Source organism: Oceanobacillus sojae (genome assembly GCF_007991515.1).
GTDB lineage: Bacteria > Bacillota > Bacilli > Bacillales > Amphibacillaceae > Oceanobacillus > Oceanobacillus sojae.
In genome coordinates, this window is the sequence record NZ_BJYM01000025.1 from 35184 (window position 1) to 58645 (window position 23462).

The 23462-nt window shown below is 38.2% G+C and carries 20 protein-coding genes; 5 read left to right on the plus strand and 15 right to left on the minus strand.

Features of this window, described 5'->3' with window-relative positions:
• The 9 genes from OSO01_RS21385 to OSO01_RS21425 form a co-directional block, all read right to left on the minus strand.
• Positions 1-1302, minus strand: a complete 1302-nt coding sequence (locus tag OSO01_RS21385; RefSeq protein ID WP_147212496.1) for a YycH family regulatory protein — start codon at positions 1300-1302, stop codon at positions 1-3.
• A complete protein-coding gene (walK, locus tag OSO01_RS21390) occupies positions 1299-3128 on the minus strand; it encodes a cell wall metabolism sensor histidine kinase WalK (RefSeq protein WP_147212522.1) in 1830 nt (609 codons plus the stop codon). The genes OSO01_RS21385 and walK overlap by 4 nt, the downstream gene beginning before the upstream one ends.
• Before the next feature lie 6 nt (positions 3129-3134).
• Positions 3135-3836, minus strand: coding sequence for a response regulator YycF (gene yycF, locus OSO01_RS21395; protein WP_147212497.1), 702 nt, complete (start codon positions 3834-3836; stop codon positions 3135-3137).
• Positions 3837-4228: 392 nt separating this feature from the next.
• Positions 4229-4519 (minus strand): hypothetical protein, encoded by a 291-nt coding sequence (locus OSO01_RS21400; RefSeq protein ID WP_186813733.1) that lies wholly within the window; start codon positions 4517-4519, stop codon positions 4229-4231.
• A gap of 120 nt (positions 4520-4639) precedes the next feature.
• Entirely contained in the window at positions 4640-5929 is a 1290-nt protein-coding gene (locus OSO01_RS21405; protein WP_147212499.1) for an adenylosuccinate synthase, read from the minus strand.
• Between the two features lie 341 nt (positions 5930-6270).
• A complete protein-coding gene (locus OSO01_RS21410; RefSeq protein ID WP_147212500.1) occupies positions 6271-7167 on the minus strand; it encodes a glycine betaine ABC transporter substrate-binding protein in 897 nt (298 codons plus the stop codon).
• A 101-nt stretch (positions 7168-7268) separates the two neighbouring features.
• Complete coding sequence (locus tag OSO01_RS21415; RefSeq protein ID WP_147212501.1) at positions 7269-8114, minus strand: ABC transporter permease; 846 nt, start codon at positions 8112-8114, stop codon at positions 7269-7271.
• Complete coding sequence (locus tag OSO01_RS21420) at positions 8107-9306, minus strand: quaternary amine ABC transporter ATP-binding protein (RefSeq protein ID WP_147212502.1); 1200 nt, start codon at positions 9304-9306, stop codon at positions 8107-8109. The genes OSO01_RS21415 and OSO01_RS21420 overlap by 8 nt, the downstream gene beginning before the upstream one ends.
• Positions 9307-9673: 367 nt before the next feature.
• The gene (locus tag OSO01_RS21425) at positions 9674-10201 is read right to left on the minus strand and encodes a DUF2812 domain-containing protein (protein ID WP_186813734.1); all 528 of its coding nucleotides are present in this window, start codon (positions 10199-10201) and stop codon (positions 9674-9676) included.
• Between the two features lie 490 nt (positions 10202-10691).
• On the opposite strand from OSO01_RS21425, the gene nikC reads away from it, so the two are divergent.
• Genes nikC through OSO01_RS21445 form a run of 4 tightly spaced genes read left to right on the plus strand, consistent with a single transcriptional unit; the run spans position 10692 to position 14654 of the window.
• A complete protein-coding gene (gene nikC / locus OSO01_RS21430; RefSeq protein WP_147212504.1) occupies positions 10692-11597 on the plus strand; it encodes a nickel transporter permease in 906 nt (301 codons plus the stop codon).
• Positions 11598-11613: 16 nt separating this feature from the next.
• The gene (locus OSO01_RS21435; protein ID WP_147212505.1) at positions 11614-12570 is read left to right on the plus strand and encodes an ABC transporter permease; all 957 of its coding nucleotides are present in this window, start codon (positions 11614-11616) and stop codon (positions 12568-12570) included.
• A 40-nt stretch (positions 12571-12610) separates the two neighbouring features.
• Complete coding sequence (locus OSO01_RS21440) at positions 12611-13657, plus strand: ABC transporter ATP-binding protein (RefSeq protein WP_147212506.1); 1047 nt, start codon at positions 12611-12613, stop codon at positions 13655-13657.
• Complete coding sequence (locus tag OSO01_RS21445) at positions 13632-14654, plus strand: ABC transporter ATP-binding protein (protein WP_147212507.1); 1023 nt, start codon at positions 13632-13634, stop codon at positions 14652-14654. Before OSO01_RS21440 ends, OSO01_RS21445 begins: the two co-directional genes overlap by 26 nt.
• A 201-nt stretch (positions 14655-14855) precedes the next feature.
• On the opposite strand, the gene OSO01_RS21450 is transcribed toward OSO01_RS21445, so the two are convergent.
• From OSO01_RS21450 to OSO01_RS21470, 5 genes are all read right to left on the minus strand, one after another.
• Positions 14856-15797 (minus strand): ABC transporter ATP-binding protein, encoded by a 942-nt coding sequence (locus OSO01_RS21450; protein ID WP_147212508.1) that lies wholly within the window; start codon positions 15795-15797, stop codon positions 14856-14858.
• A gap of 1 nt (position 15798) precedes the next feature.
• A complete protein-coding gene (locus OSO01_RS21455) occupies positions 15799-16845 on the minus strand; it encodes an ABC transporter ATP-binding protein (protein WP_147212509.1) in 1047 nt (348 codons plus the stop codon).
• A gap of 17 nt (positions 16846-16862) precedes the next feature.
• Positions 16863-17885 carry an oligopeptide ABC transporter permease gene (gene opp3C, locus OSO01_RS21460; RefSeq protein ID WP_147212510.1) on the minus strand — a complete coding sequence of 341 codons (1023 nt, stop codon included), beginning with the start codon at positions 17883-17885 and terminating at the stop codon, positions 16863-16865.
• The gene (gene opp3b / locus OSO01_RS21465; protein ID WP_147212511.1) at positions 17885-18814 is read right to left on the minus strand and encodes an oligopeptide ABC transporter permease; all 930 of its coding nucleotides are present in this window, start codon (positions 18812-18814) and stop codon (positions 17885-17887) included. Before opp3b ends, opp3C begins: the two co-directional genes overlap by 1 nt.
• A gap of 147 nt (positions 18815-18961) precedes the next feature.
• Entirely contained in the window at positions 18962-20638 is a 1677-nt protein-coding gene (locus tag OSO01_RS21470; protein WP_147212512.1) for a peptide ABC transporter substrate-binding protein, read from the minus strand.
• A 391-nt stretch (positions 20639-21029) separates the two neighbouring features.
• On the opposite strand from OSO01_RS21470, the gene OSO01_RS21475 reads away from it, so the two are divergent.
• Complete coding sequence (locus tag OSO01_RS21475) at positions 21030-21368, plus strand: DUF3899 domain-containing protein (protein ID WP_147212513.1); 339 nt, start codon at positions 21030-21032, stop codon at positions 21366-21368.
• A gap of 133 nt (positions 21369-21501) precedes the next feature.
• Here OSO01_RS21475 and OSO01_RS21480 read toward each other — a convergent pair whose 3' ends face one another.
• Positions 21502-23121, minus strand: coding sequence for a glutathione ABC transporter substrate-binding protein (locus tag OSO01_RS21480; RefSeq protein WP_147212514.1), 1620 nt, complete (start codon positions 23119-23121; stop codon positions 21502-21504).
• Positions 23122-23462 lie beyond the last annotated feature (341 nt).

The window sequence follows — 23462 nt, forward strand, 5'->3', positions numbered from 1 at the left end:
TCAGCTTCCTCCTTCAACGTTCTGTGTTCCTGTATTTTTTTCTGGTACTGCTGACCAGCTGTCATTCACACGCTGGTACCAATCCGGCTCTAATAATACATAGTCCTCACCATTAACATCCTTTTCAACCGTCAAACGATATCCAATCTGCACATCCTGAATATCTGCTATATTTTTACTCTGCTGAATGCTCGAAATGATTTCATCGCTGTCTCTTAATTTTTTGCTGGATGTATTAGCAACAGTATCCAATGTTATCAATGAACGGGTGTATTCACTCAATTGATCACTCTGCCATCTTTGATAAATTGTTGATAAATCCATATAAGAATTATTTATAACAGGATATTGAAACCGATACAAACGGTAAGTAACACTGTCATTCGTATAGCTGTCCAGACGATAATCATCTGTAAACCCTGCATGTTCATTAATATTTTCCAAGCTTTGCTGAAAGACACTTTTGTCTACCGGTTCTTTATTCCACTCAGCAACATTGATAAACTTCATCCCATGCCCTGTAATATTTAACTGTCTATCATCTGTCCGATACATAATTGATTCCGGAGCAGATTTCGATTCACTCACCAGATTGGGACGGGTGAACATGATATTTCTAACATCAGCAGAATTAGTCCTATCAAAGGTATACTTAAATGATTCCATTGATTTTTCTTCAACTGGAATATATATATTTCTGGCAGTCTCCGTCAATAAATAATTTTCTTCAAATTTTTTATCTGTCAGATTACTAAACATCGACAGCAATTGCTCATAGTTTGTCGTAGAATGGATAGTGCCTTCAACTGCTTCATCCCCATCCAAAGAAACAAAATAAACCTTTAATAACTGATCTTCTTCTTGTAATTGAATATAAAACCGATCTACATAAAAGTTCATATTATTCGACAATGTACGGTCTATATTTAAAATATTTTCAAATAAAGATAATGGAACTCCTGTTGGAAATATAATTTCTACTTCTGCATCAGCAGTCTTTTCTTCTGCATCTGTATTTTGCAAATCGGTAATTTCCCATGTCTGGATATCTTCAAATAATTCGGCACTATCTTCTGGATCCACATAGCTGTAGAATTCTCCGTTTATTTTAAAAACAACGTCATTTGGTTTTATAACATCATTTTCTTGCTTTTGCTCGCCGCCCAGATCAGCTTTATCAACCGACTCATCGTCATTTAGCGGTTCATACTCTGCTCGATAATTCCACATTCCAAAAGTGAGAATTAAGCTCGTTCCTATTAATATAATCAGCAACAATGATTTTGCAGTCTCTAACTTCATTTGCCTTTCCCCCGCTTCGAACCCATGAGTGGCAAGGTAAATAGAATTGTCGTTCCACGCCCTTCTTTACTTTGCGCCCAGATTTTCCCGTGATGGGCTTCTACAAGCTCTTTCGTGATAGCCAGACCAAGACCGGTGCCTCCAAGCTTTCTTGTTCTGGCGCGATCGGCACGGTAGAAACGATCAAATATTTTATCAAGCTTATCATATGGAATACCCACACCTTCATCCAGAATACTGATAATAACAATATGACGTCTTACATCGAGATTTACACGAACCTTTCCGCCTTCCGGAGAGTATTTGAAAGCGTTGGTAATAATGTTGTCAAACACCTGGGTAATTTTATCTCTATCCATCCATACAAATGATTTTCCTTTTGGTATATTACGCTCTAACGTAATTGTTTCGGGCAGATTCATTTCGTACCGGTCCAAAACCTGATGCACATAGCTCATGAATTCGGTTCTTTCCTTGTGCATCGGCAATTCATCCGAATCCATTTTAGATAGCTGCAGCAGGTCGTTTACCATCCGGATCATACGGTCTGTTTCTTTCTGTGTGACCTCTAAAAATCGCGGCGCAATTTCTTTGTTTTCCCAAGCGCCATCAGATAACGCTTCTAGATAACTTTTCATTGTTGTCAGCGGCGTCCGGAGCTCATGTGACACATTCGACACAAAGTCTCTGCGTTCCTGATCAATTTTCTCCTGCTCAGTAACATCACTAATCACGGTGATAAAACCAGTCGTTTCTTCTTCCTCATCAACAACTGTAGAAAAATTAGCCCGTATAATAAACGGCGTTTCTTCATCACTGAAATCAATAATTATCGAACCGCTATCCGGCAGCTTACTGATATCGACAACTTTTTCTTCCAGCTTTAAAACATCAATTAAGTCCTCTCCAATGACATCATCCGGATTTAAACCAATCATTCTGGCTGCAGCATCATTCATCAATGTTACGGCCCCAGACTCGTCTGTAGCAATAACCCCGTCACTCATATAGGAAAGAACAGAGCTTAATTTCCTCCGCTCCTCTTCAATGGTGGCATAGGAGTGCTTCAGTCTGCTGTTTAAATCATTAAATGCCTCCGCCAGCTGTCCGATTTCATCCCGGCCATAGATCTCGAGCTGCTGTGTAAAGTCTCCATTCGACATAATCAATGCTTGTTCACGCATTTCCTGAATCGGTTTAGTAATTGTACGTGCTACCAGAATCCCAAGTATTGCCGAGATACTTATCGCTAAGATGGAGCCCTGGAGAAAGATATTATTAATTCCTTCAATCTGATCATAAACCTCCTCCATAGAGGCTTTAAATTGAATTGCGCCGACTGTATTTCCTTCATCTCCGACCAACGGTTCCACATGTACATAGACTCTGCTATCTGTCTCCCGGTCAAAATATGGTTTTTGCTGGGATTTATCGAAAAGTAAGGTATTCCTTACATCGATATCTGTGGTTTTTCTCCCGATTTCCGATCTCCCATCGATCCGGTTTGTCCCTAAAGTCCTTCTTTGATTATCATATACATGGATTGTCGTTGCCAGATTATCTGTGTTGACATCATCAATAATTGTCTGAATTTCCTGCTCTAAACTCGGATCTTCTTCAGAACGGTCTCTTATAAAGGCTTGTTCCAGATTATAGCTCAGCATTTCGACACGCTCATTAATTGATTGTTTAAAGGTCGTCGTCAAGTCATCTTCCAACCTGTTGGTAAAAAAAGACCCAATAACCTGTACAGCTAAGATTAGCAGCAGGATGTAAATAATAATAAACTTTAACTGGATCGATCTGAAAAAACCAACTTTATTCATCATGCCTTACTCCTGCTCAGGATTACGTAAATAATACCCGACACCTCTTCTTGTTACAATCCATAATGGGTTACTAGGGTTTTCTTCAATTTTTTCACGCAAACGGCGGACCGTAACATCTACAGTACGCACGTCTCCAAAATAATCATAGCCCCACACAGTTTCTAACAAGTGCTCCCGTGTCATTACCTGTCCGATATGACGTGCCAAATAGTGTAAGAGTTCAAATTCACGATGGGTTAATTCAATTTCTACTCCTTTACGAGAAACAACATACGCATCCGGATGAACGGCTAAATCTCCGATGACAATATCCTTCGTTGTTTTTGCCGGCTCTTCTGTAACATTCTCACGACGCAGATTTGCTTTGACACGTGCAATTAATTCACGATTGCTGAATGGTTTGGTTACATAGTCATCTGCACCCAGTTCTAATCCAAGCACTTTATCAATTTCTGCATCCTTTGCAGTCAGCATAATAACCGGGATACTCTGTGTTTTACGCACTTCACGCAAGACCTCATTCCCGTCTTTTCCAGGCAGCATGATATCTAGTAAAATTAGATTAGGGCGCTCTGATTCTGCGAGTTCAATCGCTGTATCTCCATCATTTGCCACCACTACCTGATAGCCTTCTTTTTCTAAGTTAAATTGTAATATATCTGCAATTGGCTGTTCATCATCGACAACTAATATTTTTTGACTCATTGGTTGCACATCCTTTTTTAGTTAAATAATTTATAAAAATGTTATTAGATTGGAATTAAAATTTTGCCTTTATAGCCTTCGCTACTGAAAAACACTACGCTTTTCCACAGGATTTTCCGTGTTTTTCCTCCGCTAATTATAGTACTTAACCGTGGAATAAATGATTTTTATACAAATATCAAAAGATTTATTAATTATACTTCTGGTATTTGTATAAAATAATTTAATTGGATTCACTAAAATATAAATCCATATTATGAACAATGCTATTTCTACAAAGTCTATAGAAATAGAGACTTACTCTCTCTATTTTAACGTAAAACAGCGCTTCTGTCTTGTTGGCTGAATATAAATATACATTAGAAAAAATTGGATACATTATTTTTCAAAACTTACTTCATTCTATTTTTACGGAGTACCAGAAAAATAATCAGTCCAAAAGTAATATAGATTATAATTGCTGCTATCCCTAACCATGTATAGAGGCGGAAAAATTCAATTAGCTGATAGATAACACCAAAAACTATAAAGATATAAAAAATAAAATAACCAGGCTTCTGCTTGCCTCTTTTTAAGAAAGAATAAACAAGCGTCGCTGCCAAAAAGGTGAAAATGATTAACATAATAATCGATAATATTAGCATAAAAACATCGAACTCTGCCCCTGGCTGGACAAAATTCATCGCTATCTCTCCTTTATCACTTTCCCTCATTTTAACATAGATTAGAACGTTCATTTTTCTCCGCACAGGAAAAGGAGCTGATCGCAAAAATCAGCTCCTTTTCCTACATTCATTACTTTATTATGGACGATACACACTTCTTACTACGTTTGTCTGCGAACGATCCGGACCAACAGAGAAGATAGATAATGGAATTTCTGTCAGCTGAGAAATCCGCTCCAGGTAGTGACGCGCATTGGCTGGAAGTTCATCCAATGTCTTCACTCCAGTAATATCCTCTGTCCAGCCTGGCATTTCTTCATATACCGGCTCACATTCTGCTAATGCTTTTAAGCTTGCAGGAAATTCTTTAATAATTTCCCCTTTGTAGCGATACGCAACGCAGATTTTTAATGTTTCAATACCAGTCAGTACATCAATAGAATTTAGAGATAAATCCGTAATTCCGCTCACACGGCGTGCATGGCGGACAACGACACTGTCAAACCAGCCTACACGGCGCGCGCGTCCTGTTGTTGTACCATATTCACGCCCGACCTCACGAATTTGATTTCCCACTTCATCATGTAATTCTGTTGGGAAAGGACCATCACCAACACGTGTTGTATATGCTTTTGACACACCTACAACATGATTGATTTTTGTCGGGCCTACACCAGAACCAATCGTCACACCACCGGCAATCGGGTTAGAAGACGTTACAAACGGATACGTACCTTGGTCAATATCAAGCATAACACCTTGTGCACCTTCAAACAGGACACGTTTACCCTCATCAATAGCGTCGTTTAAAACAACAGATGTATCTACAACATAAGGAGCCATTTGCTGCCCATATTCATAGTACTCGTCTAAAATATCCTCGACTTGAATGGAATCGGACTCATATACTTTTTCAAATAAACGATTCTTTTCTTTTAAATTCTGTTCTAATTTTTCACGGAAGGCTTCTTTATCCATTAAATCAGCAATGCGGATACCGACACGTGCTGCTTTATCCATATAAGCAGGGCCGATCCCTTTTTTCGTCGTACCGATTTTATTAGCACCTTTTTCTTCTTCTTGAAGAATATCCAGCTTCAAATGGTATGGAAGAATCACATGCGCGCGATTACTGATACGAAGATTATCTGTAGAAACATTACGCTCATGTAAATAAGCAATTTCTTCTACAAATGCTTTTGGATCGATAACCATTCCGTTTCCAAGAACACAGGTTTTTTCACTAAAGAAAATTCCTGATGGTATTAAATGTAACTTGTACGTTACATCATCAAATTTAATCGTATGACCAGCGTTATTTCCGCCTTGATAACGAGCAACTACTTCTGCATTTTGAGATAGGAAATCGGTAATTTTACCTTTCCCTTCATCTCCCCATTGCGTACCTACAACTACTACTGAGGACATGGTGCACCTCCAAGATTGATTTTATATATGAAACTTTTTGTCCTGCCCATTTTTTGCCTTTTGATAATATAAACAGCTGAACAATCATTTATCATTATTTGTATTTTACTCACTAGTTAATATTTTATCAGTTAAAAAAATAAACGTCAATGTAGAACACGAACGTTGTTTTTCATTTTAACTTTATCATACGCTTAATTCGTCTATTTATATTTGTTACAACTTTAAAAACACGAACTAAATACAATAACAAAAATGGTAATGTTCGGATTTCATCTATAAATATAAAAAGACAACCCCAATATAATTATTGGAGCCGCCTTTCAAAAGGACATATCTATTTATTCAATACCTTCTGTCCATTCAGCTACTTTATCCTGATTAGCTTCTACCCAATCAGCTGCTGCGTCTTCTGGAGAAGCACCTTCGTTAATAGCTAGCATAACCTCTTCCATATCATCTGTATCCCAATAGAAGTTATCTAATACTTGATATGCTTCCGGAGCGTCGTCTTCTAAGCCTTCACGAACCATTGTTTCAATAGATTCTGCTTCACCGAAAACACCTTCCGGGTCTTCAAGATATTTCAAATCATATTTTTGGAATTTCCAGTGTGGAGACCATCCAGTAACAACAATCTCATCTTCATTATTAATAGCACTGCCTAATTCTGTGGCCATTGCACCACTGGAAGAAGTTTGTACAGTCCAGCCATCCAGATTATCATATTCTTCCACTGCATTTTCAGCAGCATTTACAACACCAGCACCAGCTTCAATACCTGTAATGGTTTGACCTGCTTCATCGGTTAGATCTTCAATAGAATCTACATCCATATATTCCGGTACGACAAGACCAATTGCTGCTCCTTCTAAGTTAGGTCCAAGCTGTTCAACTTGGTCACCATAAGCTTCGAATTGCTCGGCATGTGTTCCTGGTAACCAGGCAGCTACCATTCCGTCTGCTTCACCGCTTGCAACTGCTTCCCACATAATGGCATTATCAAGCGGGGTTAATGTCACATCATAACCTAAATCTTCTAGTACTTTTCCCACAACATTTGTAGAGGCTACCTCTGTATCCCACTCTACATAGGCTAATTCGATTTTGCCATCTACTCCGCCTTCTGCAGAATCACTATCTCCGCCATCGCTGTCATTACTTCCACAACCGGCAACAACTAGTCCAAGTGCTAATGAACCAATAAGTCCAGCACGTTTCAGACTCCATTTAGACATAAATAAAACTCCCCTTTTCTTAAAATTATTTTTCTATATTGACACTTTTCATATCAACAGAGGAATGAACCACTCTTAATTGAAAAGATTGTCATGCAGATTTATCTTTTTGCTTTATTCATATTTTGTGTAATACGGTCAATAATAATCGCCAGAATTACAATTCCGATACCAGCAACAAATCCGGTACCGACAGATGCACGTTGGAGAGAAGAAAGCACTTGACTTCCAAGTCCCGGCGCACCAATCATTGACGCAATTACAACCATTGAAAGTGCAAGCATTACCGTCTGGTTAATACCAGCCATAATCGTTCCTTTTGCCATAGGTAATTCTACTTTAAACAGCTTCTGTGACCCTGTAGCACCGAATGAATCAGATGCTTCAATTAAATCATTAGAAACCTGGCGGATACCTAAGTTTGTAAAACGGACAGTCGGCGGTGTCGCAAAAATAAGAGATGCGAATACACCTGGAACCATCCCGATTCCGAAGAATGCTACCGCCGGGATTAAATATACGAATGCCGGCATTGTCTGCATAAAGTCTAATACTGGTGTAAGAATCGAATTGGCAATTTTGCTTTTTGCCATTAATATTCCCACTGGTACACCAATAATGACAGACAATAAACTTGCTAAAATAACCAAAGTCACTGTAGACATTAACGCATCCCATAATCCCTGGTTATATACAAACCATAGACCAATGATAGAGAACACCGCTAATCCTAACTTCTTACCGGAAACAAAGAATGCAATCACGGCAACAATTAAGATAAACAGAATTGGCGGGATACCTGGCAGTAGATCTCCAGATACAAAGTCCATAAAATTGCCAAAATGGTCTTTAATTGGTTCGAAAAGAAATGCAAATGTATCCTGAATCCAACTTGTCGCTGACTCAGTCCATTCTGCTAATGGTATTTTATCCATAAAATCAAGCATCCATATTCACCTCACCATCATTTGCAAGTGCGGCCAATACCGCTCCCCGGACAATAATTCCGTTTAAACGATTATCATCGCCCACAACTGCAATCGGGATAGGAGTATCGTAAATCATAGAGAAAATTTCTTGCATCGGTGTATCCGGTGCAACTTTTAATATATCTGTTTTTAAGATTTTTTTAATATCTGACACTTCCTTTTTACGAGCTTCGGAAGCATCGTCTGCTGTGACATAACCTTGTAATCGTCGTTTTTCATCAACAACAAGAATGCTTGAGATTCCTTCCTTGCGCATTCTTTCTAACGCTGCTCTAGGACCGTGCTTATCAATATTGATTGTCTCCGGACGCTTCATGATATGACTTGCAGTGAGGATTTTCGAGCGGTCTACATCTTCCACAAATTTCTCAACGTAGTCATTTGCCGGATTCATTAGAATTTCTTCCGGTGTTCCGATTTGTACAATAACTCCATCCTTCATTAACGCTATTCGATCTCCTAAACGAAGAGCTTCATCAAGGTCATGCGTAATAAAGATAATGGTTTTCTTCATCGTAGATTGTAAATCAATTAACTCATCCTGCATTTCTTTACGGATAAGCGGATCAAGTGCTGAGAAAGCTTCATCCATTAACAGTACTTTTGGATCGTTAGCCAAAGCACGGGCCAGTCCTACACGCTGCTGCATCCCGCCAGATAGCTGGCCAGGTTTCTGATGCATATAGTCACCTAATCCCACAAGCTTTAATGATTCTTCTGCACGTTTTTCCCGTTCAGCTTTATCAACGCCTTGTACTTCTAAACCGAATCCTGCATTTTGTAAGATGGTACGATGCGGAAAGAGCGCGAATTGCTGGAATACCATTCCTAATTTTTCACGACGTACTTGTCTTAATGCTTTTTTATCTAATGTCGCTAATTCTTTTCCATCAATAAGGATAGATCCTTCACTTGGATCAATTAAACGATTTACTAATCGGACTAAAGTAGACTTCCCACTACCTGACAGCCCCATTATGACGAATATTTCTCCTTCTTCTACAGAGAAACTGGCACGATTTACTCCGACAGTATTCCCTGTCTTTTTCAATATTTCTTCTTTGGTCATACCTTGATCTAACATTTTGATAGATTGGCCGATATTTTTACCAAAAATTTTAGACAGGTTTTTTGCTTCAACTACTGCCATATAATCACCTCTCTATTTTATTTTGATTGGTAGTACATCTGTTTGAAGGCAAATCAATCTATGGTGCTCCGGAACGGTTTATCCTGTAAACAAAAATAAATGAATCAACTATAGACTCATTTATTTTACGGCATCCATTTAGATGTGTTCGCCTGTTTCTAGGCAACTCTATTTATTATAGGTATATTTATGGAAAATCTCAAACAGCCTATAACGCCGTTTCCCAAGAGTTTTAAGCAGTTTATCTCATCTGTTCCATACAATGTGATCTTTTCTGCCTTTTCCTGCGGTTTACTTTTAAATACTCTCTTATATTACAATTCGACATGTTTTATTACTCTAATATTTCCATCTTTTTTCATTGTTATTACGTGTTTTTCAAGTTATACCGTCTATACCTATTTAAAATATACAAAGCCAACACCAGGAGAAATGCAATTCCACCCATAATAATTCCTCCAAGCAGAATCATTTTTATCAGATCCCAGCCCACTTTTATATGTAAAATAAAGAAAATAATTAAAAAAATGCTTGAAAGAATTGTATATTTACCTAACAATCTTCCTTCCTGATTCAATTGCTCCAGCAGCTGTTCCTGGTTTCCTTCCATTGACAAGGCTTCCGGCGAGCCCTGAAAAACCGCCATATAATCGAGCGCATCGACCAGTTCCCAGCCCTCGTCTGTTTGAGGCATAGCTTCATCTGTATTTTGAAAAGACTGAAAATCTATACGATACTGTACTTCCTTAGGCTCATCTTCTTTCAATTGAAAAAGCAGGCCGCCCAATCGTAACTTCTCTACACTCCAGCCTTCTTTTGCAAGAGTTTCTAATTTCTCTGTCCCCGTATTATGAAAGAAAATTCTAGCAGGATTCCAAACAAATTTCTTCTTCACGAAATTCCACCTCTTTATAATCACTTAATCATGATATATCTTAAATTATTATCATTATACTAGATTTTCGACAATCCTTCCTGCTCTTATATAGGAAAGCATATAAATGCATTTTCGTCTCTCTCATATTTTAGAGTGCTTTGAAATCAGGTCATATTCACATTGGCTGTCTATTTTATAATTACATTATTATAGAAGAATTAAGTTCCTCAAGTCCGTTAGCATTCCTTAAATTAGATTTTAATAAATTAGAAAAGGGTGTCTTTTTTAATTAATACAAATTTTCGTATTTGAAATAGTATTACAAATTTAGTAGCATTCTCACATTATTCATTTAAATAAACCCTTTTGTATCAAGGTTTTACGTTTTTCGACAATTTTAAAAAATATGTATCTTTTCATGATTTTAAAATCAAATATATTTCTACAAACTTTTTCATGATATAATCAAGACTGACCTATAACACGAGAGAAAGGATGAAAAAAACCGATGAGTCGTTCAAACGAACATATCGAAAAGCCGCAGACAGCTATCAAGCCGCCTAATCCCCGACTTAAAAGCTGGAAAAGCGTCTTTAATAAACTTAAGAAAAATAAGTCGGCTGTTGTCGGCGGTGTTTTAATCATTTTACTTATCATTATTGCTCTTGTCGGGCCTTACTTAACCCCCTACGATCCTCTATATGATCAAGATGTAACCAATAAACTGGCTACACCATCTTCTGATCATTGGTTTGGAACAGATAACTTTGGAAGAGATATATTCAGCAGGGTAATCCAAGGAACTGGATTAACTCTAATGATAGGCTTTTTCTCTATCTTACTCGGGGCAACTATCGGGATATTTCTCGGCATTATCGCAGGATATTATGGAAAACGGACAGACAGTATTATCATGCGTATTATGGATGTTTTATTAGCATTCCCTAGTATTCTATTAGCTTTAACTATTGTTACTGTTTTAGGTGGTAGTATGTTTAATGTAATTATTGCTGTTGCTATTTCATCTATACCTATTTTCGCCAGAATTGTCCGGGGCTCTACTTTATCTGTGAAAAAGCTGGAGTATATTGATGCTATGAGAGCGCTGGGAGCCAGCGATTCCAGAATTATTTTCAAACATATTTTACCTAATATCACCTCTCCAATTATCGTTCAAGCTACGTTAAGTATTGCTACAGCGATTCTATCCGCCAGTGGACTTTCCTTCTTAGGTTTGGGAGCACAGCCTCCTACACCGGAATGGGGAGCGATGCTGAGTGACGGAAGAAACTACTTATATAACGCACCCCATGTAGCATTATTCCCGGGGCTTGCTATTGTCGTAGCTGTTTTAGCATTTAACTTACTTGGAGATGGATTACGTGATGCATTTGATCCAAAAACGAGAGAATAGAAAGAGGTGAACCATTTTGTTTCAATTTATCATTCGACGTATTTTACAAACGATACCTGTATTAATCGGTGTATCTATTATCGTGTTTAGTATGATGCATTTGGTTCCCGGAGACCCTGCGCAAGTAATTGCCGGCGAAGGTGCTCCACAGGAACAAATTGATAACATCAGAGAGCGGCTGGGCTTAAATGACCCGCTGCCAAAACAGTACTTAGATTATGTAACCAATGCTGTCCAAGGTGATTTAGGAACCTCGATGCGAAGCGGACGGGATGTCTCGTCTGAAATCGGCGCCAGATTTTGGGTAACTGTCGAACTCGCCTTTTATAGTACAGTATTAGCTGTATTTGTAGGATTAATTGTCGGTATTATTTCTGCCACACGTAAATATTCTGCAATTGATACAACACTTATGCTGATAGCTTTATTCGGTTTATCTATGCCAAACTTCTGGCTTGGTTTAATGTTAATTCAATGGTTTGCGATTGGAATTGATTTACCATCCTGGGTACCTTTCTTTAGTAATACAGCTTGGTTCAGCCCTTCAGGATGGGGCAGCTTCAGTCAAATTGTCTTGCCTGTTATCACATTAGGTACAAGCAGTGCAGCCATTATTGCACGTATGACCCGATCCAGCATGCTGGATGTTATTGGCCAGGATTATATCCGGACTGCCCGTGCCAAAGGGGTAAAAGAACAAATCGTTATTTATCGTCATGCATTGAAAAATGCACTGATTCCTATTGTTACTGTAGTTGGTTTACAATTTGGCGGACTTCTTGGCGGAGCTGTGTTAACAGAGTCTGTATTCGCTGTTAATGGAATGGGTAAATTAATTATCGATTCTATTCAGGCTCGTGATTTCCCAGTTGTTCAAGGTACCATTTTAGTTGCGTCACTTCTTTTCGTTTTTGTAAACTTAGTTGTAGACGTTGCTTACCGTTTATTGAACAAGCGAATTGATTTAGACTAGTATTCTTTAATTACTAGATTTTAGAAAGGAGCTACTTACTATGACAGGTGCACCTGACACTTCATATGATAATATATTAGAAATTAAAAATTTACAGACTTCTTTCTTCACAAAGGATTTAGAAGTAAAGGCTGTAGATGGCGTTTCATTTAGTATTCCAAAAGGGAAAGTACTGGGTGTCGTTGGAGAATCTGGTTCCGGTAAAAGTATTACCTCATTATCTATTCTTCGCCTGATTGAAGAACCGGGAAAAGTCAAAGGGGGAGAAATTCTCTTCAAGGGAGAAAACCTCTTAGATAAAAGCGAAGCACAGATGCGTAAAATCCGTGGTAATGAAATATCAATGATTTTCCAGGAACCAATGACTTCTCTTAATCCAACCTTTACCGTTGGACAGCAAATTGGTGAATCATTCCGTATTCATCAGGGACTCAGTAAGAAAGAAGCAAAGAAAAAATCTGTTGATATGTTAAAGCTTGTAGGAATTCCTTCTCCAGAGAAGCGTGTCGATCAATATCCTTTTGAGCTATCGGGCGGAATGCGCCAACGTGTAATGATCGCAATTGCTCTTGCATGTAATCCTGATCTACTTATTGCCGACGAGCCGACAACAGCCCTGGACGTAACAATTCAGGCACAAATTTTGGATTTAATGAAAGAATTGCAGGAAAAATTAGATATGGGTATTTTATTAATTACGCATGACTTAGGCGTTGTTGCCGAGACCTGTGATTATGTTGCCGTTATGTATTGCGGTAAAGTGGTTGAATTTACCGATAAGAAAACATTATTCACGGAACCAAAACATCCATATACTGTCGGTTTAATGGAATCTATTCCTCAATACGATCAAGATATTGAAGGAGATTTGGCAGTTATTAAAGGGTCTGTTCCCAGTCCTGCTGATATGCCTAAGGGCTGCCGATTTGCACCAAGATGCCCATTCGCAACGGATTTATGCCGAAATAAATTACCTGATTTAGAAACAGATGAAGATGGTAACCAAATTCGTTGCTGGATTTATTCTGATGAATGGGATGGAGATCCGGAGGTGAACGTTTATGAGCGATCAGAAAGTACTTCTTAAAGTAAATGACTTAAAACAATATTTCCCGATTAAAGGCGGGATTTTTGGACGTACTATTAATCACGTAAAAGCAGTAGATGACGTATCCTTTGAAATTTTCGAGGGAGAAACACTTAGTATTGTAGGAGAATCCGGCTGCGGAAAATCAACAACTGGACGAGCCATTCTCCGCCTGGATGAGCCAACTGCCGGGGAAGTAGAATTCGATAATACTAACATTCTTGAGCTGAACAAAAAAGAAATGAATAAATTCCGTAAAGATATGCAAATTATCTTCCAGGATCCATATGCTTCGATTAATCCTCGTCACACTGTACGACAAATCTTAACAGAAGCAATGGAAATTCAAAATGCTGTACCGAAAAAAGAAAGAAATGATCGTGTCAAAGAATTAATGGATACAGTTGGTCTCGGACCGCATCAGGCAGACCGCTATCCGCATGAGTTCAGTGGCGGACAACGTCAACGTATTGGTATCGCCCGGGCCTTATCAGTAAACCCAAGGTTAATTATTGCAGATGAAGCTGTTTCTGCGCTTGATGTGTCCATTCAGGCTCAGGTAATCAACTTATTAAAAAAGCTGCAGCGCGAATTTAAATTAACGTACCTTTTCATTTCCCATGATTTAGGTGTTGTTCGTCATATTTCCGATCGAATCATTGTGATGTACTTAGGAAAAGTGGTCGAGATAGCAGATAAAAATTCATTATTCACCAATAATATGCACCCTTACACAAAGGCTCTGCTGTCAGCAATACCTAGTACAGACGTTGAGAAGGAAAAAGAACGCATTATGTTAAAAGGAGATGTGCCTTCTCCGATTGATCCTCCAGAGGGCTGCCGCTTCCATACCCGCTGTCCATTTGCAACGGATTTATGCCGTACAAAAGTACCTGAACTTCGGAACACAGAAGGTATGAAGGACGGCCATCGTGCAGCTTGTCACCATATGGAGGCAATACGCTCCGGTGAACATCAGCCACAGGTGAATGCTTAAGCAACTTACCTGGGCATACCGACTATAGAGAGATTTCATGTATGCTATGTAATATTATAAAACCAATTGTTCGTTCATAGAGCTGTCATGCTTTTTGTAAATAAAAGCATGATCCTCTACACATGATTAACAAGCAAATACCCCGTATCAAGCCAGGCTTTTACTGGTTTGATACGGGGTATTTTAGTGGGTTAAAATGACTTACTTATTATGATTATAGTTTGCTTTATATTGTTCAAACTCTTTTTCTGAACAGTTAACAAAATGCCCCGGAGAAATTTCACGCATACGGACGTCCTCTCCATCCTCATACTGATGAACATCTGGATGGTATGCTTGCCGTTTCCTTGTGCGTTCATATTCCGGATCTGGAAGAGGTATTGCTGAAAGCAGTGATTGCGTGTATGGATGAACCGGATTCCGATACAAATCATCTGCAGATGCCAGCTCAACCAATTTCCCGAAATACATAACGCCAATCCGATCACTGATATATTTGACCATGGATAAATCATGGGCAATAAACAAATAGGTTAATCCACGTTCTTTTTGCAATTTTTTCAACAGATTAACTACCTGTGCCTGAATAGATACATCCAGAGCAGATATTGGTTCGTCAGCGATAATAAATTCCGGTTCTACCGCAAGTGCACGGGCAATCCCGATTCTTTGCCGCTGCCCCCCGGAAAATTCATGCGGATAGCGATTAGCATGCTCCTTATTCAGCCCTACTGTTTCAAGAAGCTTGTGAACCTTTTCCAATCGTTCTTTTGGCGATTTAGCAAGCCCATGAATATCGATGCCCTCTGCAATAATGTCAGATATCTTCATTCTTGGATTCAGTGATGCATAAGGATCCTGAAAAATCATCTGCATTTTTTGGTTGAATTCTTTTAATTCCTTACCAGATTTTTTACCATGAACATTTACGCCATTATAGAGAACTTCTCCGCCTGTAGCGTTATACAAACGAATCAGTGTTCTTCCTGTTGTTGACTTCCCACAGCCTGATTCTCCAACCAGTCCAAGGGTCTCACCTTTATAAATATCAAAGCTTATATCATCAACAGCCCGTACTTCCTTTGGCTTGCCGATATTAAAATATTGCTTCAGATTTTTTACTTCTAACAGTTTCTCTGCCATTTTACTTGTCCCCCTTTATAGAAGCGCGGAACTTCGCCTGCCGCTCTTGAACTGCCAATGGGGGCTCTACTTTAGGTGCATCTGGATGCAGCAGCCAGGTTGCCGCATAATGCGTATCAGATACTTTAAACATTGGCGGCTCTTCTTCCTTGTCTATTTTCATAGCATAAGGATTTCTCGGTGCAAACGCATCGCCCTTAGGCGGATGGAGCAGGTCCGGCGGTGTACCGGGAATCACAAACAGCTCCTCATCCTGTGAATCCAGACTAGGCATTGAGCTGATTAATCCCCATGTATATGGGTGCTGCGGATTATAAAATATCTCATCTACTGTCCCTACTTCGACAATTTTACCGCCGTACATAACAGCCACACGGTCAGCAACATTGGCTACCACACCTAAATCATGTGTAATAAATATAATAGATGTTTCAATTTTCTTTTGCAGATCCTTCATCAAATCCAATATTTGCCCTTGAATTGTTACATCCAGAGCAGTTGTCGGTTCATCCGCGATTAATACCTTCGGAGCACAGGCCAGTGCAATTGCAATAACCACACGCTGTCTCATTCCACCTGAAAATTGATGCGGATATTGTTTCAAACGCGTCTCCGGTTTTGAAATACCAACCAGATCCAACAATTTTACCGCCCGCTTTGATGCTTCACTTTTACTCAAATCTCGATGTTTTATTAATGGTTCCATAATCTGCTTACCAATAGTCATGGTAGGATTCAGTGAAGTCATTGGATCCTGGAAAATCATTGAAATATCTTTTCCGCGGATTTTTTGCATCTTCTTTTCCGACGCCGTTGCGAGATTCTCTCCATTAAAAAGAATCTCTCCTGATTTAATTTCAGAATTACCCTGCGGAAGCAATCTCATAATTGACTTTGTTGTTACCGATTTACCTGAACCAGATTCTCCAACAATCGCAAGTGTCTCACCTTCGTATAAATCAAAGTCTACACCACGGATTGCCTGCACTTCCCCGGCAAATGTATGGAACGATATATGAAGATCTTTTACTTCTAATAATTTTTTCATATCATTTCACCTCAACTTTAATCGCGCATTTTTGGATCAAATGCATCACGTAGTCCATCTCCAATTAAATTACATACAATCAAAATCACACAGATAAGGATACACGGAATAATCATCAGATGAGGTAAAAATTGAAACGTTTTATAACCGTCCTCAATCAGTGTACCTAAGGATGCCGATGGAGCCTGTAATCCAATTCCGATAAAGCTTAAGAAAGCCTCAAAGAAAATAGCACTGGGAATCGTGAACATTGTGTTTATAATAATAACGCCTGATAAATTCGGCAGCAGATGCTTAAACAGTAATCGATTATTTTTTGCACCTAATGTCCGCGAGGCCAGTATATATTCCTGATCTTTTAATTTAAGAACTTGTCCACGTACGACCCTGGCCATACCGACCCATCCCGTAATAACCATCGCTATCGTGATAGACATGATACCTGGTTTCAGGATTAAAAGCATTAAAATTACTACAATCAGGTTTGGAATACCAGAAATAACTTCCAAAATACGCTGCATCACATTATCTGTTCTACCGCCTTTAAATCCGGAAACTAAACCATAAATAACACCGACCAGCATATCAATGGCAGCTGCTAATACAGCAATATATAGAGAAACTCTCGTTCCAAGCCAGACACGGGTAAATAAGTCTCTTCCAAGGCTGTCCGTACCAAACCAGTAGTATTCTTCTATATTCATTTGTTCGTATTTATTTACTTCTTCCCCGCCAACTTTCTGAGTGCCGTCAAAGATACCCATATTCTCTAAAACTGGTACACGCGGTGGAAGGTTACTTTTCGCGACATCCTGCTCGTAACCATCATGACCCGAAAGATGTGGTCCAATAATAGCCATAATAACTATCAGTGCCAAAATAATTAAACTGACGATAGCAGCTTTATTCTTTCGAACCCGCAGCCAGGCATCCTTCATAAACGAAAGCTGCGGTTTCTCCAGCCTCTCGCCAGCTTCATGATCAATCGGAGCAGGCTCAAATTGTTCTTTCGGTATTTCTTTTATTTCTTCTCTATTCATTATTTATCGCCTCCATTCAGACGAATTCTCGGATCGATAATTCCATACAGGATATCAATAATTAAAATAATAACCGTCAGTAAGAAAGCAAAAAATAAAGTGGTTCCCATAATAATAGGGAAATCATTTGTCATAATTGATTTCACAAATTGCTCACCAATCCCCGGTACAGCAAATACTTTTTCCACAACCATCGAACCGGTCATTAGTCCGACAGCCATCGGTCCTAAAACCGTAATTAAAGGAATTAACGCATTACGAATAGCATGCTTCACAGCTACTTCGCCACGTGAATTTCCTTTTGCTTTTGCTAGTGTAATATAATCAGATCCAAATACTTCTATCAGTTCTGTCCTCATAAAACGCGCTGCTGTAGCTATTGGGAAACAAGCTAACGCAATGGTGGGTAAAATAGATGAAGAGAAACCATTCCATGAGGCGACTGGCAGCCATCCCAATTTTACTCCAATGTAATATTGTAATAATGCTGCTAAAACAAAGGAAGGAATTGATTTACCGAGTATAGCTAAAAAGGTGCTTCCATAATCAATCCATGTATTCTGGAACATAGCAGCAAGTACTCCAAGCGCAATACCGATGATTGTACCTATAATCATAGCCTGTACACCAAGCTGCATCGAAGGTCCAATCCGATTCATCAATAAATCCATAACAGGTTGGTTTTCGAACTGAAAGGATACACCTAGATCACCTTTTACGATATTTACCATGTAGTTCATATACTGAATAGGAATAGGCTGATCCAATCCATACTTCGCATTTAAAATTTCACGTTGCTCAATTGTTAACCGTTCCTCATTTGAGAATGGGGTACCCGGCAGAAACTTCATTAGAAAAAAGGTAACAGAAGCAATAATAAACAGCGTAATAATCAAATAAATTATCCGCTTGGTAATATATTTCGCCATATTGTGTCCTCCTTATATACGAATAAATGAAAATATTCTAAACTTCTGTAAAAATGAGGAAAAGAGAGCACTTTTCACTAAAAGTCTCTCTCTTTTCCATACAATATTAATTTCAGCGGACTTTTGAATGCGCGCTTTTAAGAAACATTATTTTTCGATTGTTACATTTTTTAGTGAATAATCAGGGCCAAACAAATGCTCTTCTAAACCTTTTACATACGGCTTAATAAGTGTTAATCTTCCGCGTTGGTAAATAGGTGCAATTGCTGTGTCTTCCTGAACGAGAATTCTTTCAGCTTCAAGCATTGCTTCCCAGCGTTTTTCAGGATCATTTGCATAAGTTACTTTTGCATCTTCAATAAGCTGATCGTATTCTTCATTGGAAATACTTGCTTGGTTATTCGCTCCATCTGTAACATATAAATCTAAGAAAGTAAGTGGATCCAGGTAATCTGGTCCCCAGCCGTGCATTACTACATCGTAATCTTGAGCTGTTGTTCTATCTAAACGGTTTTTAAATGGTACATTTTCTAAATTAAGTGTTAAACCATCAAGATTTGTCTCTAATTGATTTTTGAAATATTCAGCAGTTCTTTTTGCATTTTCAGTATCATCACTCAAGTAATCTAGAGAAAGTTCATCTACACCTAATTCTTCTAAACCTTTATTCCAGTATTCTTGTGCTTTTTCCACATCATAGCTGATCAGGTTTCCACTTTCTTCACGGAAATCTTCTCCTGTTTCAGGATTTACAGCTAAACCGCGTGGTACATAACCGTCACTAGGAATGGAACCATTTGAAAGAACTTGTTCTGCAAATGCTTCTTTATCAAAAGCCATTGCCAGTGCTTTACGGATATTTTCATTTGCTAATGGTGTTTCTTCGCCATCACGTTCCTGGTTAAATTTAAGATACCAGGAGCTTCCTTCTTCAAATGTTGAAGCATCTTCATGGTTAGCATATTGTTTTGCATACTCTGAGCTTAATGCAGCTGTACGGTCAGCTTCTCCTGTTTCATACAGGTTTACAGCTGTACTTGGCTCTTTAGCAACTTGTACATTTACTTTATCAAGGCTTACATTATCTATATCATAGTATTCTTCATTTTTTTCATATGTCCAGGTTAATCCGGAACCATCCCAACCTGTCAATACAAATGGACCATTTGCAAGCATGTTATCACTGTTGGTTCCGAAGCTGTCACCTTTTTCTTCTACAAAATCTTCATTTAATGGCAAATACGTACCAAAAGCCAATAATGAATTTAAGTATTCCACGGGTTGTTCCAAAGTTATTTCTAAAGTATAATCATCTACGGCTTCTGCACCTAACTCTTCTACAGCTGCATCACCATTCATAATATCTGTTGCGTTTTCAATAACTCCTGAGAACATATATGCATATTGTGAACCAGTGTCAGGATTTAAGGCTCTTTGCCATGCATAAACAAAATCATGCGCTGTCACAGGATCTCCATTGGACCATTTTGCGTCTTCTTTTAATTTAAATGTATAAACAAGACCATCTTCACTTATTTCCGGATCACCATCAGCAATAGCTGGAACCGGTTGATCTTCCCCATCTAATACATAAAGGCCTTCCATTGTTTGTCCAAATACGATGAAACTGGCAGCATCTGTAGCCAAGGCAGGATCTCCTGTTGGAATTTCTGCTGTTTCTACCATATTTAATACTTGCTCACCTGAAGCAGATGAGTCGCCGTTATCTGAACTTCCTTCATTATCATTGTTTGATCCACATGCTGAGATGACAAACATTGTTAACGCCAAAACAATAATGAGATAATATTTAGACTTTTTCACTTTTTCTGTACACCCCTTTTTTAGATTACAAGTTACATATTACACCACATTTACTTTATATGTAAATTTTTTTAATAATTTCCCCAATACAGAAATAATAGATAATTCAACTTGTTTAATCGCTTACAAATCCATTGCAAAGCCTTTGTATTAACACTTTAACGTCCTAATCTTTGTCATTATTTACGAGTGAAATTTGATTGTTTTTGTATATTTTTCCAAAAAAATAGCTTTTTTAGTCCATTTGTTATGTAATAATTTTGTAAATTTATTGTTTTCGAATTTTCCTATAGAAGGAAAATTGTGTTTTTTCAGTGTTCTTTTTGAGATTTTGAACATCCTTATTTAGTGATATACTAATACATATATTTTTTTGGAGGATATTACTGTTATGGTTAAAAAAATCTTGATTTGGATTGGTATTTCTCATTTATTTATATTTTTGTTTTGTTTTATTTTTTACCATCGAGTTGATCTTTTATCCTATATAAATGTTTCTTTTATCATTGGAGCTGCTCTTATTTTATACGCTATGGCCGGTTATGTAATAAAAGGAAGATTTTTTGATATTGTTTTTTACAGCTTTCAGCATTTTTTCAGCAGAATGTCTGATTCAGATCGACGTCCGCTTTCTGAGCTGGTTCCACAAAAGTACATGATTCCATTTATCACAGGAATCATAACTCTATTGCTAATGCTTGGCAGTTTATTTTTTTATCAGTTGTCATGATAAGTCGGGACGGTTAGAAGTCTGCATAACGGATTAATAGTAGCGTGAAACTTTATTTATATGGATGTTTTCTGCACATAAAAACAGCCGCTTCTCTTCAATAAAAGAGAAACGGCTGTTGATATTTATTTAATTATTGTTTTAAAGATACATCATGTAATTGCAAAATCTGAGTCGGTAATTGTGTTAATCCCTGTACATCATCACTTACACCCAGCAGATACTCTTGATGATGAAGGTAAAGCATTGGAGCAAGCTCTGTTAGTTCCGCCTGAATATCACTGTAAAGCTGCAGACGAGTATCTTCGTCTTCCTCACGGCGGGCATCTTCAAGCATAGCGTCTAAATCATCATTTTCGAGGAAAGTACGGTTACCAGGTTCACCTACATTATCAGAATGGAATAATGGATATAATCCATAATCAGCATCCCCAGTTACAGTTGACCAGCCAAGTACAAACATTTCATGATCTCCTTGAGCTGTTCTGTCTAAATACGTACCCCACTCCATCACTTCTACTTCTACATCAATATTCAATTCTTTTAACTGAGATTGAACGTTTGTTGCAGCATCAATACGTTCTTGTGTATCATTTGTCCAGATTGTTGTAGAGAAACCATCTTCATAGCCAGCATCTGCTAACAATTGCTTCGCTTCATCTAAATTATACTCCAGACCAGGTGCATTTTCGTCATAACCAAATACCGGCGGTGCTAATGGACCAACGGCTGGAATCCCAATTCCATTGTAAATACCATCAATAATTTGGCTTTTATCAATTGCCATATTGATTGCTTTACGTACATCTGGATTATCAAACGGCTCTTTTTGAACATTAAATCCAATATAAGATAAGCTTACACTTTCTTGTGGAGCTACATGAACACCATCAGTTCCTTCTACTTGCTCCACATCATTTACGTTTAGAGGGTCAACAATATGAGAGTCCCCAGTTTGAAGTTCCGCCACACGAGTAAGACCTTCACTTACAACCTTAAACACAACAGAATCAAGGTGTGCAGGCTCTCCCCAATAGTCTTCATTCTTCACTAAACGGATTTCTGTACCAGGGTTCCAGGAATCGAATTTAAAGTAACCTGTACCAACTGGGTTTTCACTAATATAAGTTCCTGGCTCTTCGCCATTTTCCATCGCTTCATAATCTGCGTCAATTGCATCCTTAGAAACCATTCCACCACCGTTATGTGCAATATGTGCCGGGAATGGTGCAAATGGATACTCTGTTACGAAACGTACAGTGTAATCATCTACTACCTCTACTTCCTCTACCATTTCATAAAGGAAGAAACGTGGTGAAGCTACGTCCGGATCTAGAATACGGTCGATGTTTGCTTTGACCACTTCTGCATTAAATTCACTGCCATCGTGGAAGGTGACATCATCACGTAATTTAAATTCCCATACATTATCTTCTACTGCTTCCCACTCTGTAGCAAGACCAGGCTGTAATTGCATATCTGCATCTAAATGTACAAGTGTTTCATAGATATTTGCTTGTACGTTACTGGATGGCGTATCGTTTGAACCTGCCGGATCAAGTGAAACTGCGTCAGACTGGTTAGCAATAACAAGCTCGCCGCCCTCAACTGCTTCTTCTTCTGAAGTTCCTTCTCCATCACCTTCAGATTCATTGTTTCCGCTTTCATCTGGTTCGCTTGCACACGCCACCAAAACAAAACTGAGTAAAAGACCAAAAATTAAAAATAATAAAGACTTTTTTGAAAATTGCATATTCGTACTCCCCTCTTAATTTATATAATAGTCTTACTTCTCTATTTTAATCTATCTACTTTTAAAATTCAATAATAGTATTAAATTACTAAAATTATGAAATATCTTAATATAATCACTAAAACTATTGGGAATAATAAATTAATTGATTTATTTCTTTTTCAAGGTAAAGTATTAAAGCGATAATGAACTAGAAAGCTTTCAAAAGCCCGTTTTTACAGGCCTTAGCCCCGATCTCCCAACATATAATTACTTTTCGTTTAAAGTTACAATTATTTACTTTTCTCTAAAAAATTCTGGTTCAAATATCCTGTTTTGTCGAATAATCTGAAATACCTAAT

Excerpts from the sequence above, each read along its gene's own strand:
- OSO01_RS21385 (WP_147212496.1), bottom strand. The coding sequence starts at position 1,302 with ATGAAGTTAGAGACTGCAAAATCATTGTTGCTGATTATATTAATAGGA.
- walK (WP_147212522.1), bottom strand. The coding sequence starts at position 3,128 with ATGAATAAAGTTGGTTTTTTCAGATCGATCCAGTTAAAGTTTATTATT.
- yycF (WP_147212497.1), bottom strand. The coding sequence starts at position 3,836 with ATGAGTCAAAAAATATTAGTTGTCGATGATGAACAGCCAATTGCAGAT.
- OSO01_RS21400 (WP_186813733.1), bottom strand. The coding sequence starts at position 4,519 with ATGAATTTTGTCCAGCCAGGGGCAGAGTTCGATGTTTTTATGCTAATA.
- OSO01_RS21405 (WP_147212499.1), bottom strand. The coding sequence starts at position 5,929 with ATGTCCTCAGTAGTAGTTGTAGGTACGCAATGGGGAGATGAAGGGAAA.
- OSO01_RS21410 (WP_147212500.1), bottom strand. The coding sequence starts at position 7,167 with ATGTCTAAATGGAGTCTGAAACGTGCTGGACTTATTGGTTCATTAGCA.
- OSO01_RS21415 (WP_147212501.1), bottom strand. The coding sequence starts at position 8,114 with ATGCTTGATTTTATGGATAAAATACCATTAGCAGAATGGACTGAGTCA.
- OSO01_RS21420 (WP_147212502.1), bottom strand. The coding sequence starts at position 9,306 with ATGGCAGTAGTTGAAGCAAAAAACCTGTCTAAAATTTTTGGTAAAAAT.
- nikC (WP_147212504.1), top strand. The coding sequence starts at position 10,692 with ATGAGTCGTTCAAACGAACATATCGAAAAGCCGCAGACAGCTATCAAG.
- OSO01_RS21440 (WP_147212506.1), top strand. The coding sequence starts at position 12,611 with ATGACAGGTGCACCTGACACTTCATATGATAATATATTAGAAATTAAA.
- OSO01_RS21445 (WP_147212507.1), top strand. The coding sequence starts at position 13,632 with ATGAGCGATCAGAAAGTACTTCTTAAAGTAAATGACTTAAAACAATAT.
- OSO01_RS21450 (WP_147212508.1), bottom strand. The coding sequence starts at position 15,797 with ATGGCAGAGAAACTGTTAGAAGTAAAAAATCTGAAGCAATATTTTAAT.
- OSO01_RS21455 (WP_147212509.1), bottom strand. The coding sequence starts at position 16,845 with ATGAAAAAATTATTAGAAGTAAAAGATCTTCATATATCGTTCCATACA.
- opp3C (WP_147212510.1), bottom strand. The coding sequence starts at position 17,885 with ATGAATAGAGAAGAAATAAAAGAAATACCGAAAGAACAATTTGAGCCT.
- opp3b (WP_147212511.1), bottom strand. The coding sequence starts at position 18,814 with ATGGCGAAATATATTACCAAGCGGATAATTTATTTGATTATTACGCTG.
- OSO01_RS21475 (WP_147212513.1), top strand. The coding sequence starts at position 21,030 with ATGGTTAAAAAAATCTTGATTTGGATTGGTATTTCTCATTTATTTATA.
- OSO01_RS21480 (WP_147212514.1), bottom strand. The coding sequence starts at position 23,121 with ATGCAATTTTCAAAAAAGTCTTTATTATTTTTAATTTTTGGTCTTTTA.